We start from the raw sequence: 12,305 nt of genomic DNA, 5'->3' as shown, positions 1-12,305 counted from the left end.
CGTCTGCACATGACTGAACGCCGGGGAAAGGGCATCGCGACCGGCCAAAAGCGGCATGCTCACGGCCAGCCGGACAGGCGCATGATTCGCCACGTATTGTTACGAAGTAACACTCAATCCCCATTGGCCCCTTCCACAGCGTATCCGCCATGAAGCCCTCCCTGCTCGCTACCGGCATCACCTTCGCCCTGACCCTGGCCAGCCTGCCTTCCCTCGCTGTGGCCGCCGATGCCGCCGCTCCCGTGAAGGATCTCGACACGGTCACCGTCAGCGCCCAACTCGACCAGGCCCGCAACGCACTGTCGCCGGACATCGGCAGCAGCCAGTACCAGATCACCGCCGAGGACATCCAGAAGCAGCCGCTGGGCGCCTCCGCGCCGCTCAGCCAGGTGCTGCTGCAGGCGCCGGGCGTGGTCCAGGATTCCTATGGCGGCGTGCACGTGCGCGGCGACCACGCCAATCTGCAGTACCGCATCAACGGCGTGCTGTTGCCCGAATCGATCTCCGGCTTCGGCCAGACCCTGGATGCGCGCACGATCAAGAGCATCCGGCTGATGGACGGGGCATTGCCAGCACAGTTCGGCGAGCGCACCGCCGCGGTGGTCGACATCACCACCCGCAGCGGCGCCGAGCTCGGCAATGGCGGCAGCGTCGGCATCACCACCGGCTCGTTCGGCAAGGTCAATCCGAATGCCTCATGGTGGGGCTCGCAGGGGCGCTGGAGCTGGTTCCTGACCGGCAACTACGACCAGAACGAAGTCGGCCTGGAGAACCCGACCCGTTCGCGCAAGCCGGAGCATGACGATACCCACCAAGGCAAGGCGTTCGCCGACCTGACCTATCTGGTCAACGACACCACCCGCCTGAGCGTGTTCGCCGGCTTCGCCAACAACCGCTTCCAGATTCCGGTCAACCCCGGCCAGACGCCGCAGTTCGGCTACCTGGATACCACCACCTTCGATTCCAGCCAGCTGGATGAGACCCAGCGCGAGACCACGCGCTTCGGCATGCTGGTGCTGCAGGGCACACTGGGCGACACCGCCTACCAGGTCTCGGCCGGGCAGCGTTACAGCGATGTCGGCTTCAATCCTGATGTGGTCGGCGATCTGGTGTTCAGCGGCGTCGCCTCGCAGGTCCAGCGCAGCAACCGCGCCAACACGCTGCAGGCCGACTTCTCGGCGCCGTTGGGCAACGACCACACGCTGCGCTACGGCCTGTACGGCAATTACGAGAACGCGCGGGCCAGCAACAACAGCTGGGTGTTCCCGGTTGATGATGCCGGCCAGCAGTCCAGCACCACACCGCTGCAGATTCCTGATCGCAGCGCGTTCCATGCCAGCACGCTGGCGTTGTACGTGCAGGACGAATGGAAGCTCGGCGACGACTGGACCGTGAACTACGGCCTGCGTGGCGACCGCTACAAAGCCTTCGGCCACACCGAGGGCCAGCTCAGCCCGCGCGTGGGCGTGGTCTGGAATGCCAGCGACAGCACCACCGTGCACGCCGGCTATTCACGCTACTTCACGCCGCCGGCCAGCGAACTGATCGCCAGCAGCGACATCGCGCTATACGACGGCACCACCAACCGGCAGCCCAGCGGCGGCAACAACACGCCGCTGGCCGAGCGCAGCGACTACTACGACATCGGCGTCTCGCAGCAACTGGGCGAGCACCTGACCCTGGGCCTGGATGCGTATGACCGCCGTGTTGCGCGGCTGCAGGACGAAGGGCAGTTCGGCGCCGCCTACATCTATTCGACCTTCAACTATCGCCGTGGCCATATCCGCGGCCTGGAGTTCAGTGCCGACTACAGCAACGGTCCGTTCAGCGCCTACTTCAACGCCGCGCTGAACAAGGCCATCGGTACCGACGTCATCACCGGCCAGTACAACCTCGATCCGGACGCGCTGGCCTATGTGGCCAACCACTGGATCCACCTCGACCACGACCAGAAGCTGACGTCGTCCGGTGGCCTCAGCTACGCCTTCGCCGGGCACAACCGGATCGGGGCCAACTACGTGTTCGGCAGCGGCCTGCGTTCGGACATCGAGGGCGTACCCAATGGTGGCGAGCTGCCGTCATACCTGCAGGTGAATCTCAGCGCCGGACACGATTTCAACGCCGACAGCGGTCATCCGCTGCACGTGCAGCTGGCCGTGATCAACGCACTGGATCGCAGCTACCAGCTGCGTGATGGCGGCGGTGTCGGCGTGTTCGCCCCGCAGTGGGGGCCGCGCCGTGGCGCTTACCTGAGCCTGCAGCAGGACTTCTGAGGTTGTGCCGGCCAGCGGCCGGCACTGCCCTGCTTCAGCGCTTGACCTTGCGCAGCGACACCACCAGCGCCCACAACGCCAGCAGCACGAACCACACGCCCGACCACATCGGCATGGTCAGGCCCAGGAACGTCCAGTCGATGTTGCCGCAGTTGCCGGTACCGGTCAGCACGGTGCGGAACACTTCCAGCGGCCCCATGGTCTCGCTCAGGAAGGCCAGCGGCGGGCCACAGGTGGAACCCATTTCCGGCGGCAGCATCTGCACGTAGACGTGGCGCGCGGCGATGCCGACGCCCACTGCGGCGGCTATGAAGGCCAGCACGCCATAGGTCGCGCGTCCCGGGCGATTGGACGGACCATGCAGCGCGCCGATCAGGAACAGCAGGCCGAGCGCGGCGAAGGCCAAGCGCTGGAAGATGCACAGCGGACACGGCTCCAGGCCCATCTTCAGCTGCAGGAAGATCGCGTAGCCGAGCAGGCCCGCGCAGATCAGGAAGCCCAGGAAGAACTGGGCGCGGAAGGGCCAGCGCAGTGGATTCATCGTCAACGCTCGAATGGATCAGGCGCCAAGCGTAACCGAGAGTGCGCGCCGTCTGAACCGTCACAGGTGACGCCTGTCGGAACGGTGTGGGTCGCATTGTGCCGCAGGTAGCGCCGGGCCATGCCCGGCGAGCGTAGCGGATACGGAAACGCCGGGCATGGCCCGGCGCTACCAGAACGCAAAAGCCCGGCAGAGGCCGGGCTTTCGCTGTGTCGCGTTGGAGCAGTCCGATTACTCGGCCACTTCCTCGGCCACGACCGGACGGTCAACCAGCTCGACGTAGGCCATCGGCGCGTTGTCACCGGCGCGGAAGCCGCACTTCAGCAGACGCAGGTAGCCGCCCGGACGGTTCGCGTAGCGCGGGCCCAGGATGGTGAACAGGTTGCCCACGGCTTCGTTGTCGCGCAGGCGGGCGAAGGCCAGACGGCGGTTGGCGACGGAGTCGACCTTGGCCAGGGTGATCAGCGGCTCGGCAACGCGGCGCAGTTCCTTGGCCTTCGGCAGGGTGGTCTTGATCAGCTCGTGCTTGAACAGCGAGGCAGCCATGTTCTTGAACATCGCTTCGCGGTGGGCGCTGGTGCGGCTGAACTTACGGCCAGACTTCTGGTGACGCATGGTGATATTCCTTGGTTAATGATGAGGCTGTGCGGATCGTTGTCGCCTTCCTGGCGTTGCTGCGCGGACTGCGGTTGGTCCTGGCCGCCCGTCCTGGACGACCTGCCCCGCGAACCTGCGGTTCGTCGTGGCATGTTGTGTTGCGTTGAAGGCCCCACCGCGAACGGTGGAGCCTTCAGGCATTACCGATATCAGCCCAGCATGCCGTGGCTGGCGACGCCGGCCGGCGGCCAGTTCTCCAGCTTCATGCCGAGCGACAGGCCGCGCTGAGCCAGCACTTCCTTGATCTCGGTGAGCGACTTCTTGCCCAGGTTCGGGGTCTTCAGCAGCTCCACTTCGGTCTTCTGGATCAGATCGCCGATGTAGTAGATGCTTTCAGCCTTCAGGCAGTTGGCCGAACGCACGGTCAGCTCCAGATCGTCGATCGGGCGCAGCAGCACCGGATCCACGCCGTTGTTGGCCGGCTTCGCCGCACCGCGGTCGCGGTGGGTGAAGTCACCGAACACCGACAGCTGGTCGCTGAGGATGTCGGCGGCGGTGCGCACGGCTTCCTCGGCGTCGATGGTGCCGTTGGTCTCGATATCGATGACCAGCTTGTCCAGGTCGGTACGCTGTTCGACGCGGGCCGCTTCAACGGCATAGGCGACGCGGCGGACCGGCGAGAACGAGGCATCCAGGACCAGGCGGCCGATGGCACGGGTTTCTTCGTCCGGACGACGACGCGCGGCAGCCGGCTGGTAGCCGAAACCACGTTCGATCTTCAGACGCATGTTGATCGCCGTATCCTTGGTCAGGTGGCAGATCACGTGTTCGCCGTTCAGGATCTCCACATTGTGGTCGACCTTGATATCGGCAGCGGTGACAACGCCCGGGCCCTGCTTGGACAGGGACAGGGTGGCGCTGTCGCCGGAGTGCATACGGATGGCCACGTCCTTCAGGTTCAGCAGGACTTCGAGCACGTCCTCCTGCAGACCTTCGACCGTGGTGTACTCATGCAACACGCCGTCGATTTCGACTTCCGTGATGGCGAAGCCCGGGATGGACGACAGCAGCACGCGACGCAGGGCATTACCCAGCGTATGCCCGTAACCCCGCTCCAAAGGTTCGATAACGACCTTTGCACGGGTGTCGGTAAGGCGTTCGATCTGCGGACCGCGAGGACGCAGAACCTGGTTGGCGGTAACCGTCATGTTGCGGGTTCTCCTAGTGAACCCCCGGCCGTCGCCGGGGGCTCTCCAATGTGAATTACTTCGAATACAGCTCGACGATCAGCGCTTCGTTGATGTCCGCAGGCAGATCCGAACGATCCGGAACAGCCTTGAAGATGCCGGTGAACTTGCCGGAATCCACTTCAACCCACGACGGGCTCAGGTCATGCTGGGCGGCGACGGTCAGGGCTTCCTGGACGCGCAGCTGCTTGGCAGCCTTTTCAGACAGGGCGATGGCGTCGCCAGCCTTGACCTGGTACGAAGCCAGGTTGACCGACTTGCCATTCACGGTGACGCCGCGGTGCGACACCAGCTGACGGGCAGCCGGACGGGTCACGGCGAAGCCCATGCGGTAGACGACGTTGTCCAGGCGGGTTTCCAGCAGCTGCAGCAGGTTCTCGCCAGTGTTGCCCTTCTTGGTCGAGGCCTTCTTGTAGTAGTTGCGGAACTGACGCTCCAGCAGGCCGTAGATACGCTTGACCTTCTGCTTTTCACGCAGCTGGGTGGCGTAGTCGGACAGCTTGCCCTTGCGGGCAGTGGCGCCGTGCTGGCCGGGCTTCTGCTCCAGCTTGCACTTCGAGTCCAGCGCACGCGCCGGGCTCTTCAGGGACAGGTCGGCGCCTTCGCGACGGGCGAGCTTACAGGTAGGACCGATATAACGAGCCATTTCTTATCGCTCCCTTTAGACGCGACGCTTCTTCGGCGGACGGCACCCGTTGTGCGGGATAGGCGTCACGTCGATGATGTTGGTGATCTTGTAGCCGACGTTGTTCAACGAACGCACGGCCGACTCACGGCCCGGACCCGGGCCCTTGATGCGGACTTCCAGCGACTTCACGCCGTAGTCCAGCGCAGCACGACCGGCCTTTTCAGCAGCCACCTGGGCAGCGAACGGGGTCGACTTGCGCGAACCGCGGAAGCCAGCGCCACCGGAGGTCGCCCACGACAGAGCGTTGCCCTGGCGGTCGGTGATGGTGACGATGGTGTTGTTGAACGAAGCGTGGACGTGGGCAACGCCGTCGGTGACGACGCGCTTGATCTTCTTCTTGGTCTTAGCAGCGGGCTTAGCCATTTCTCAGTCCCTTACTTCTTGATCGCCTTGCGCGGACCCTTGCGGGTGCGGGCGTTGGTACGGGTGCGCTGGCCACGCAGCGGGAGGCCACGACGGTGACGCAGGCCGCGGTAGCAGCCCAGGTCCATCAGGCGCTTGATCGCGATGCCGATCTCACGGCGCAGATCGCCTTCCACGATGTACTTGCCGACTTCGGCGCGCAGGCGCTCGATTTCCGGCTCCGACAGATCGCGGATCTTGGTGGTCGAAGCAACGCCTGCGACTTCGCAGACCTTCTTCGAACGGGTACGGCCGATGCCGTAAATGCTTTGCAACCCGACCCAGACGTGCTTCTGGGCTGGCAGGTTGACGCCTGCAATACGCGCCATGACGCGGTTCTCCAGCTGAGTGATGGCCGACAGCGCGCCTCGGGCACGCCAATCCGGCAGGATGGATCAAAAAAGTGAACTAGCGATACTAACAAGGTTCCGGTTTACATGGAAGCCCGTGAAACCATTGGTTTCATGAACCCGGCCTGGGGAGTGTGCCCAGGCTCCGGCGCCGGATGGGGTTGGACCTGGGGTTTCCCCCGGAGCCGCCCGCGCTACTCCAGCGCGGGACCACCTCATCACACCCCCACCCGGAACCGCTGCGGGGGCCGCCCTTCGTTTGTGTGGCCGGAGTCCGCGAAGCGGAGGGACCATCACGTCAGGAAGACGAAAGTATAACAGGCCAATCAGCCGCGGGCAAAACCGCCGCGGTTGCCGCCCTTCAGGTTGGCCTTCTTCAGCAGGCTCTCGTACTGGTGGGACATCAGGTGCGCCTGCACCTGGGCGATGAAGTCCATCACCACCACCACCACGATCAGCAGCGAAGTACCGCCGAAGTAGAACGAGGCGTTCAGCTGCGTGCGCATCAGTTCCGGCAGCAGGCAGACGATCACCAGGTAGGCCGAGCCGGCCGCGGTCAGGCGGGTCAGCACGCCGTCGATGTAGTCGGCAGTGGCCTTGCCCGGACGGATGCCCGGAATCAGCGCGCCCGACTTCTTCAGGTTGTCGGCGGTTTCCTGCGAGTTGAACACCAGCGCAGTGTAGAAGAACGCGAAACCGGTGATCAGCGCAGCGAAGACGATCATGTGCAGCGGCTCGCCCGGGCCCAGCGCGTTGGCGACCTTCTGCAGGACCTGGCCGAAGCTGCTCTGGTTGGCGGCCTGGCCGGACCACATGGCCAGGGTGGCCGGGAAGGCCAGCAGGCTCGAGGCGAAGATCGCCGGGATGACGCCGGCCATGTTGAGCTTCAGCGGCAGGAACGAGGTCTGGTTCATGTACGCATTGCGACCGCCCTGGCGGCGCGCGTAGTTGACCGTGATCCGGCGCTGGCCACGCTCGACGAACACCACGAAGAAGGTGAAGGCGAGCACGACGATGGCGATCAGCAGCAGCTGGATGAACTGGATGTTGCCGTCGCGGTAGGCATCGAAGGTGTGGATGATCGCACCCGGCAGGCCAGCGACGATACCGGCGAAGATGATCAACGACACACCGTTGCCGATGCCGCGCTCGGTGACCTGCTCACCGACCCACATCAGGAACATGGTGCCGGCGGTCAGCGCGACCACGGCGGTGAGCACAAAGCCCATGCCCGGTGCGTACACGACCGGAGCGCCCGACGGCGAGACCTGGCCCTGCAGGGCCAGCGCGATCGAACCGCCCTGCACCACTGCCAGCAGCACGGCGCCGATGCGCGAATACTGGGTGATCTTGCGGCGACCGGACTCACCTTCCTTCTGCATCGCCTTCAGGGCGGGAAAGATGTGCACGGCCAGCTGCATCACGATCGATGCCGAGATGTACGGCATCACGTTCAGCGCGAAGATGCTGAAACGGTGCAGGGCGCCGCCCGAGAACATGTTGAACATGTCCACGATGCCGCCGCCCTGCTGTTGCATCATGGCAAGCATGGCATCGGGATTGACGCCCGGCACCGGCACGTAGCAGCCGATGCGATAGACGATCAAAGCCCCGACGACGAACAGCAAACGTTGGCGAAGTTCAGTGAACTTGCCCATTCCGCCCGCGAGGTTACCGATGCCAGCTTGCGCCATGATTTTCTTACTCCGTTACGCTGCCGCCGGCAGCTTCGATCGCGGCCTTGGCACCCGCCGTGGCAGCGATACCCTTCAGGGTGAACGCCTTGGTCACTTCGCCCTTGACGACGACCTTGGCCTTCTTCGCGGTGCTCGGGACCAGCTTGGCAGCACGCAGGGCGGCGAAGTCGATCTCACCGGCCGGCAGCTTGTCCAGCGCGTACAGCAGCACTTCAGCGGTATCCTTGGCGATCGGCGAACGGAAGCCGATCTTCGGCAGACGACGCTGCATGGGGGTCTGGCCGCCTTCGAAGCCAGCCTTGATCTTGCCGCCACCCTTGCGGGCGAACGAACCCTTGTGGCCGCGGCCGGCAGTCTTGCCCAGGCCCGAGCCGATACCGCGACCGACGCGGGTGCGCTCGGTGCGGGCGCCCGGTGCCGGGCTCAGTTCATTGAGACGCAGAGTCATGGTCGATTACTCCTCAACCTGGACGAGGTACTGAACCTTGTTGATCAGGCCGCGCACCTGCGGGCTGTCCTTCAGTTCACGCACATCGTTGAGCTTGTTCAGGCCCAGGGCACGCACCGACAGGCGGTGACGCGACTGGGTGCCACGCAGGCCACGCACCAGGCGGACCTTGACAGTCTTGTTGGACTCATTAGCCATGGTTGAGTTCCTCCACCTTCTTGCCGCGCTTGGCCGCGATGCGGGCCGGCGACTGCGCAGCAGACAGGCCCTTCACGGTGGCACGCACCAGGTTGATCGGGTTGCGCGAACCGGTGGCTTTGGCCAGCACGTTCTTCACGCCAACGGCTTCCAGCACGGCGCGCATGGCACCGCCGGCGATGACGCCGGTACCTTCCGAAGCCGGCTGCATGAACACGCGGGCTGCGCCGTGACCATCCTTGATGGTGTGCCACAGGGTGCCGTTGTTCAGGTCAACGCTGACCAGGTTCTTGCGGGCCTGCTCCATCGACTTCTGGATGGCGACCGGCACTTCGCGGGCCTTGCCATAACCGAAACCGACCTTGCCTTCGCCGTCGCCGACCACGGTCAGGGCGGTGAAGGTGAACTGGCGGCCACCCTTGACGGTCTTGCTGACGCGGTTGACCGCGACCAGCTTTTCGATCATGCCGTCGTCGATCTTCTCTTCGCGGTTACGGTCGCGATCGCGACCCCGCTGCTGACGCTCTTCTGCCATGTTGATTCCTTGGTTGTTTGGGTATGTACGGCTCGAGGCCGCTTATGGTTGTGGAATGTCGCGTTGTTCCGGTGGACCACTGCAGAAGAGTGGCGCCGTCCCGCCTCACTCAGGCGGGCGAGCAGGCGGGCAGGAGACCACAGGTCCCCTGCCCTTATCCCTTAGAACTGCAGGCCGGCTTCGCGGGCGGCTTCTGCCAGGGCCTTGATGCGGCCGTGGTAGCGGTAGCCCGAACGATCGAAGGCAACCTTCTCGATGCCGGCGGCCTTGGCGCGCTCGGCAACGATGCGGCCGACCTTGGCGGCGGCGTCGGCGTTCTTGCCGTTCTTCAGGCCTTCCATGACGTCGGTCTGGGTGGTGTTGGCGGCAGCCAGCACCTTGGAACCGTCGGCGGTGAAGACCTGGGCGTACAGGTGCTGGCCGGTGCGCAGCACCGACAGGCGGGCGACGCCGAGCTCACGGATGTGGGCGCGGGTCGACTTGGCGCGACGCAGGCGGGCGATGTTCTTGTTCATGATGTTTTTCCTTTGAAAGCGGAAGTGCCTAATTAGGCCTTCTTGGCTTCCTTACGGATGATGACTTCGTCGGAGTACTTCACGCCCTTGCCCTTGTACGGCTCCGGCTTGCGGAACGCACGGATCTTGGCGGCAACTTCACCGACGACCTGCTTGTCAGCGCCCTGGACCAGGATCTCGGTCTGGGTCGGGGTGGTGATGGTGATGCCTTCCGGCGCCACGAACACGACCGGGTGCGAGAAACCGAGCGACAGGCTCAGGTCCTTGCCCTGCATGGCAGCACGGTAACCCACGCCGACCAGCTCCAGCTTGCGCTCGAAGCCTTCGGACACGCCCTTGACCATGTTGGCCAGGATCGCACGCACGGTACCGGTCAGTGCGACCAGCTCGGCGTTCTCGGTGCTCAGGGTGGCAACGCCGTTGTCGACGTTGATGGCAATACCGGCCGGCTTGGCCAGCGACAGGGAGCCCTTCGGGCCCTTGGCGGTGACGCTGTCCGACTGGACGTTCAGTTCAACCTTACCCAGGTCGATCGGCTTCTTGGCTACGCGGGACATAGTTCTACTCCTTTCGCCTTAGGCCACGAAGCACAGGACTTCGCCGCCGACGCCCAGCTGGCGCGCCTGCGCATCAGTCATGATGCCCTTGGAGGTGGAAATGATGGAGATACCCAGGCCGTTCATGACCTTCGGCAGCTCGCTCTTGCCGCGGTACTGGCGCAGGCCCGAACGCGAGAAGCGCTTCAGGGTCGCGATGACCGGCTTGCCTTCGAAATACTTCAGCACGATTTCCAGCTCGGACTTGTTGTTCTCCAGCTGGGTCACGCGCAGGTCGGTGATGTAACCCTCGTCCTTCAGGACCTGGGCGATCGCAACCTTGATCTTGGACGACGGGGCTTTCACCGTCTGCTTGCCAACCGCGGCCGCATTCTTGATGCGGACCAGCAGGTCGGCGATGGGATCAGTCATGCTCATATGAGTACCTTTGAGTGCACCGATATCCGCTTTCGCGAAAATCTGTTGTCTCCTGGAAACGGGCCAGGTCCCTTGATGCAGCGGGCCGGAAGCCCACTCCTACGACCCCGTTTGCGCAGGGCAAGACGCGGGAGTATACGCCAAAAGAGCCCGGCTTGCGCCGGGCTCTTCGGTTTTTTTGCGTCGGGAAAGCTGAATGCCTCCCCTGCCCGGTTCAGGAACCCCCGGAGGGGCTCCTGATCGCAGGGCCGGCTGGGATTACCAGCTGGCCTTGCGCAGACCCGGGACGTCGCCACGCATGGTGGCTTCACGCAGCTTGTTACGGCCGAGGCCGAACTTGCTGTAGACGCCACGCGGACGACCCGACAGCTCGCAACGGTTGCGCTGGCGGCTCGGCGACGAATCGCGCGGCAGCTTGGCCAGCTTGGTTGCGGCGTCGATCTTCTCTTCGTAGGTCGCGTCCACGGAGGACACGATCTTCTTCAGAGCCGCACGCTTTTCAGCGTACTTCTTTGCCAGCTTTTCCCGCTTGATGTCGCGGTTGACCATGGAGGTCTTTGCCATTTCGGTTTCCTCGACAGATCAGTTACGGAACGGGAACTTGAACGCTGCCAGCAGCGCCTTCGCTTCCGCGTCGGTCTTCGCAGTGGTGGTGATGGCGATATCCATACCGCGGATCGCGTCGACGGCGTCGAAGTCGATTTCCGGGAAGATGATCTGCTCCTTCACACCCATGTTGAAGTTGCCGCGGCCGTCGAAGGAACGACCGGAAACACCACGGAAGTCGCGCACGCGCGGCAGCGAGATGTTGATCAGGCGATCCAGGAACTCGTACATCTTGTGGCGACGCAGCGTGGTCTTGCAGCCGATCGGCCAACCATCGCGGATCTTGAACGACGCAACCGACACACGCGACTTGGTGACAACCGGCTTCTGGCCGGAAATCTTGGTCATGTCGCCGACGGCGTTTTCCAGGATCTTCTTGTTGGTGGCCGCTTCGCCGACACCCATGTTCAGGGTGACCTTGACCAGCTTCGGCACTTCCATCGGATTGGTGTAGCCGAACTGCTTCATCAGCGCCGGCACCACTTCGTCCTTGTAGAACTTTTCGAGACGGGAACTCATCTTCTCATTCCTCAGGCGTCGAGCGCCTCACCGCTGGAGCGGAACACACGCAGTTTGCGTCCATCCTCCAGCACCTTGAAGCCAACGCGTTCGCCCTTGCCCGAAGCCGGGTTCAGAACATTCACGTTGGAGATATGGATCGAAGCTTCGCGCTCGACCACGCCGCCGGCAACACCTGCCTGCGGGTTCGGCTTGGTGTGGCGCTTGACGATGTTCACGTTGGCGACGACCACACGGTCGCCGTCGACGCGGACGACTTCGCCCTGCTTGCCCTTGTCCTTGCCAGCGTTGACGACAACCTGGTCGCCCTTCTTGATACGGTTAGCCATGATTATCTCCTGTCGCTCACAGCACTTCGGGAGCGAGCGAGACGATCTTCATGAACTTCTCCGAACGAAGTTCACGGGTCACCGGCCCGAAGATACGGGTACCGATCGGCTCCTGCTTGCTGTTCAGCAGGACGGCCGCGTTGCCGTCGAAGCGGATCAGCGAACCGTCGGCGCGACGCACACCCTTGCGGGTACGCACCACGACGGCGTCATACACTTCACCCTTCTTGACCTTGCCGCGCGGAATCGCATCCTTCACGGTGACCTTGATGATGTCGCCGATGCCGGCGTAACGGCGCTTGGAACCACCCAGCACCTTGAAGCACATCACCTGCTTGGCACCCGAATTGTCCGCGACGTCAAGGTAGCTCTGCATCTGGATCATG

Annotated in this window: 18 protein-coding genes; 1 reads left to right on the top strand and 17 read right to left on the bottom strand. The window is 63.8% G+C overall.

Annotation, left to right across the window (positions count from 1 at the left end):
* The first annotated feature begins 149 nt into the window (after positions 1-149).
* A complete protein-coding gene (locus GOC52_RS03890; protein WP_191850691.1) occupies positions 150-2,273 on the top strand; it encodes a TonB-dependent receptor in 2,124 nt (707 codons plus the stop codon).
* A gap of 34 nt (positions 2,274-2,307) precedes the next feature.
* Here GOC52_RS03890 and GOC52_RS03885 read toward each other — a convergent pair whose 3' ends face one another.
* From GOC52_RS03885 to rplN, 17 genes are all read right to left on the bottom strand, one after another.
* Positions 2,308-2,814: a disulfide bond formation protein B gene (locus tag GOC52_RS03885; protein WP_010483974.1), complete on the bottom strand. Its 507-nt coding sequence runs from the start codon at positions 2,812-2,814 to the stop codon at positions 2,308-2,310.
* Between the two features lie 231 nt (positions 2,815-3,045).
* Positions 3,046-3,429: a 50S ribosomal protein L17 gene (gene rplQ / locus GOC52_RS03880; protein ID WP_005408217.1), complete on the bottom strand. Its 384-nt coding sequence runs from the start codon at positions 3,427-3,429 to the stop codon at positions 3,046-3,048.
* A gap of 191 nt (positions 3,430-3,620) precedes the next feature.
* Positions 3,621-4,619, bottom strand: a complete 999-nt coding sequence (locus GOC52_RS03875; protein WP_010483975.1) for a DNA-directed RNA polymerase subunit alpha — start codon at positions 4,617-4,619, stop codon at positions 3,621-3,623.
* A gap of 55 nt (positions 4,620-4,674) precedes the next feature.
* Entirely contained in the window at positions 4,675-5,304 is a 630-nt protein-coding gene (rpsD, locus tag GOC52_RS03870) for a 30S ribosomal protein S4 (protein ID WP_004145446.1), read from the bottom strand.
* Positions 5,305-5,319: 15 nt separating this feature from the next.
* The gene (gene rpsK / locus GOC52_RS03865; protein ID WP_004145443.1) at positions 5,320-5,709 is read right to left on the bottom strand and encodes a 30S ribosomal protein S11; all 390 of its coding nucleotides are present in this window, start codon (positions 5,707-5,709) and stop codon (positions 5,320-5,322) included.
* An 11-nt stretch (positions 5,710-5,720) separates the two neighbouring features.
* Entirely contained in the window at positions 5,721-6,077 is a 357-nt protein-coding gene (rpsM, locus tag GOC52_RS03860) for a 30S ribosomal protein S13 (RefSeq protein WP_004154500.1), read from the bottom strand.
* Positions 6,078-6,424: 347 nt separating this feature from the next.
* Positions 6,425-7,792: a preprotein translocase subunit SecY gene (gene secY / locus GOC52_RS03855; protein ID WP_005408215.1), complete on the bottom strand. Its 1,368-nt coding sequence runs from the start codon at positions 7,790-7,792 to the stop codon at positions 6,425-6,427.
* Between the two features lie 7 nt (positions 7,793-7,799).
* Positions 7,800-8,243: a 50S ribosomal protein L15 gene (rplO, locus tag GOC52_RS03850; RefSeq protein WP_004154498.1), complete on the bottom strand. Its 444-nt coding sequence runs from the start codon at positions 8,241-8,243 to the stop codon at positions 7,800-7,802.
* A gap of 6 nt (positions 8,244-8,249) precedes the next feature.
* Positions 8,250-8,441 carry a 50S ribosomal protein L30 gene (gene rpmD, locus GOC52_RS03845; protein ID WP_005408214.1) on the bottom strand — a complete coding sequence of 64 codons (192 nt, stop codon included), beginning with the start codon at positions 8,439-8,441 and terminating at the stop codon, positions 8,250-8,252.
* Positions 8,434-8,976 (bottom strand): 30S ribosomal protein S5, encoded by a 543-nt coding sequence (rpsE, locus tag GOC52_RS03840; RefSeq protein ID WP_005408213.1) that lies wholly within the window; start codon positions 8,974-8,976, stop codon positions 8,434-8,436. The genes rpmD and rpsE overlap by 8 nt, the downstream gene beginning before the upstream one ends.
* A gap of 161 nt (positions 8,977-9,137) precedes the next feature.
* Complete coding sequence (gene rplR, locus GOC52_RS03835; protein WP_010483976.1) at positions 9,138-9,491, bottom strand: 50S ribosomal protein L18; 354 nt, start codon at positions 9,489-9,491, stop codon at positions 9,138-9,140.
* 32 nt (positions 9,492-9,523) lie between these two features.
* Positions 9,524-10,048, bottom strand: a complete 525-nt coding sequence (gene rplF / locus GOC52_RS03830) for a 50S ribosomal protein L6 (protein WP_010483977.1) — start codon at positions 10,046-10,048, stop codon at positions 9,524-9,526.
* An 18-nt stretch (positions 10,049-10,066) separates the two neighbouring features.
* Positions 10,067-10,465: a 30S ribosomal protein S8 gene (rpsH, locus tag GOC52_RS03825; protein WP_005408210.1), complete on the bottom strand. Its 399-nt coding sequence runs from the start codon at positions 10,463-10,465 to the stop codon at positions 10,067-10,069.
* A gap of 258 nt (positions 10,466-10,723) precedes the next feature.
* The gene (gene rpsN / locus GOC52_RS03820) at positions 10,724-11,029 is read right to left on the bottom strand and encodes a 30S ribosomal protein S14 (protein WP_005408209.1); all 306 of its coding nucleotides are present in this window, start codon (positions 11,027-11,029) and stop codon (positions 10,724-10,726) included.
* An 18-nt stretch (positions 11,030-11,047) separates the two neighbouring features.
* Positions 11,048-11,590 carry a 50S ribosomal protein L5 gene (rplE, locus tag GOC52_RS03815; RefSeq protein ID WP_004154491.1) on the bottom strand — a complete coding sequence of 181 codons (543 nt, stop codon included), beginning with the start codon at positions 11,588-11,590 and terminating at the stop codon, positions 11,048-11,050.
* 11 nt (positions 11,591-11,601) lie between these two features.
* On the bottom strand, positions 11,602-11,919 hold the full coding sequence (rplX, locus tag GOC52_RS03810) for a 50S ribosomal protein L24 (protein WP_004154490.1): 318 nt from the start codon (positions 11,917-11,919) through the stop codon (positions 11,602-11,604).
* Between the two features lie 16 nt (positions 11,920-11,935).
* Positions 11,936-12,304, bottom strand: a complete 369-nt coding sequence (rplN, locus tag GOC52_RS03805) for a 50S ribosomal protein L14 (RefSeq protein WP_004145357.1) — start codon at positions 12,302-12,304, stop codon at positions 11,936-11,938.
* Position 12,305 lies beyond the last annotated feature (1 nt).

This window comes from Stenotrophomonas sp. SXG-1, assembly GCF_014083965.1.
In the GTDB taxonomy this organism is placed as follows: Bacteria; Pseudomonadota; Gammaproteobacteria; order Xanthomonadales; family Xanthomonadaceae; genus Stenotrophomonas; species Stenotrophomonas geniculata.
Note: the sequence above shows the minus strand (reverse complement) of the source record. Positions and strands in the feature narration are given on the sequence as shown.

What these genes read in the sequence shown, in the direction of transcription:
- rplF (WP_010483977.1), bottom strand. Translation starts at nt 10,048, where the DNA reads ATGTCCCGCGTAGCCAAGAAGCCGATCGACCTGGGTAAGGTTGAACTG.
- rplR (WP_010483976.1), bottom strand. Translation starts at nt 9,491, where the DNA reads ATGAACAAGAACATCGCCCGCCTGCGTCGCGCCAAGTCGACCCGCGCC.
- rplQ (WP_005408217.1), bottom strand. Translation starts at nt 3,429, where the DNA reads ATGCGTCACCAGAAGTCTGGCCGTAAGTTCAGCCGCACCAGCGCCCAC.
- rpsE (WP_005408213.1), bottom strand. Translation starts at nt 8,976, where the DNA reads ATGGCAGAAGAGCGTCAGCAGCGGGGTCGCGATCGCGACCGTAACCGC.
- GOC52_RS03890 (WP_191850691.1), top strand. Translation starts at nt 150, where the DNA reads ATGAAGCCCTCCCTGCTCGCTACCGGCATCACCTTCGCCCTGACCCTG.
- rpmD (WP_005408214.1), bottom strand. Translation starts at nt 8,441, where the DNA reads ATGGCTAATGAGTCCAACAAGACTGTCAAGGTCCGCCTGGTGCGTGGC.
- rplE (WP_004154491.1), bottom strand. Translation starts at nt 11,590, where the DNA reads ATGAGTTCCCGTCTCGAAAAGTTCTACAAGGACGAAGTGGTGCCGGCG.
- GOC52_RS03885 (WP_010483974.1), bottom strand. Translation starts at nt 2,814, where the DNA reads ATGAATCCACTGCGCTGGCCCTTCCGCGCCCAGTTCTTCCTGGGCTTC.
- rpsM (WP_004154500.1), bottom strand. Translation starts at nt 6,077, where the DNA reads ATGGCGCGTATTGCAGGCGTCAACCTGCCAGCCCAGAAGCACGTCTGG.
- rplO (WP_004154498.1), bottom strand. Translation starts at nt 8,243, where the DNA reads ATGACTCTGCGTCTCAATGAACTGAGCCCGGCACCGGGCGCCCGCACC.
- secY (WP_005408215.1), bottom strand. Translation starts at nt 7,792, where the DNA reads ATGGCGCAAGCTGGCATCGGTAACCTCGCGGGCGGAATGGGCAAGTTC.
- rpsK (WP_004145443.1), bottom strand. Translation starts at nt 5,709, where the DNA reads ATGGCTAAGCCCGCTGCTAAGACCAAGAAGAAGATCAAGCGCGTCGTC.
- rplX (WP_004154490.1), bottom strand. Translation starts at nt 11,919, where the DNA reads ATGGCTAACCGTATCAAGAAGGGCGACCAGGTTGTCGTCAACGCTGGC.
- rpsD (WP_004145446.1), bottom strand. Translation starts at nt 5,304, where the DNA reads ATGGCTCGTTATATCGGTCCTACCTGTAAGCTCGCCCGTCGCGAAGGC.
- GOC52_RS03875 (WP_010483975.1), bottom strand. Translation starts at nt 4,619, where the DNA reads ATGACGGTTACCGCCAACCAGGTTCTGCGTCCTCGCGGTCCGCAGATC.
- rpsH (WP_005408210.1), bottom strand. Translation starts at nt 10,465, where the DNA reads ATGAGCATGACTGATCCCATCGCCGACCTGCTGGTCCGCATCAAGAAT.
- rplN (WP_004145357.1), bottom strand. Translation starts at nt 12,304, where the DNA reads ATGATCCAGATGCAGAGCTACCTTGACGTCGCGGACAATTCGGGTGCC.
- rpsN (WP_005408209.1), bottom strand. Translation starts at nt 11,029, where the DNA reads ATGGCAAAGACCTCCATGGTCAACCGCGACATCAAGCGGGAAAAGCTG.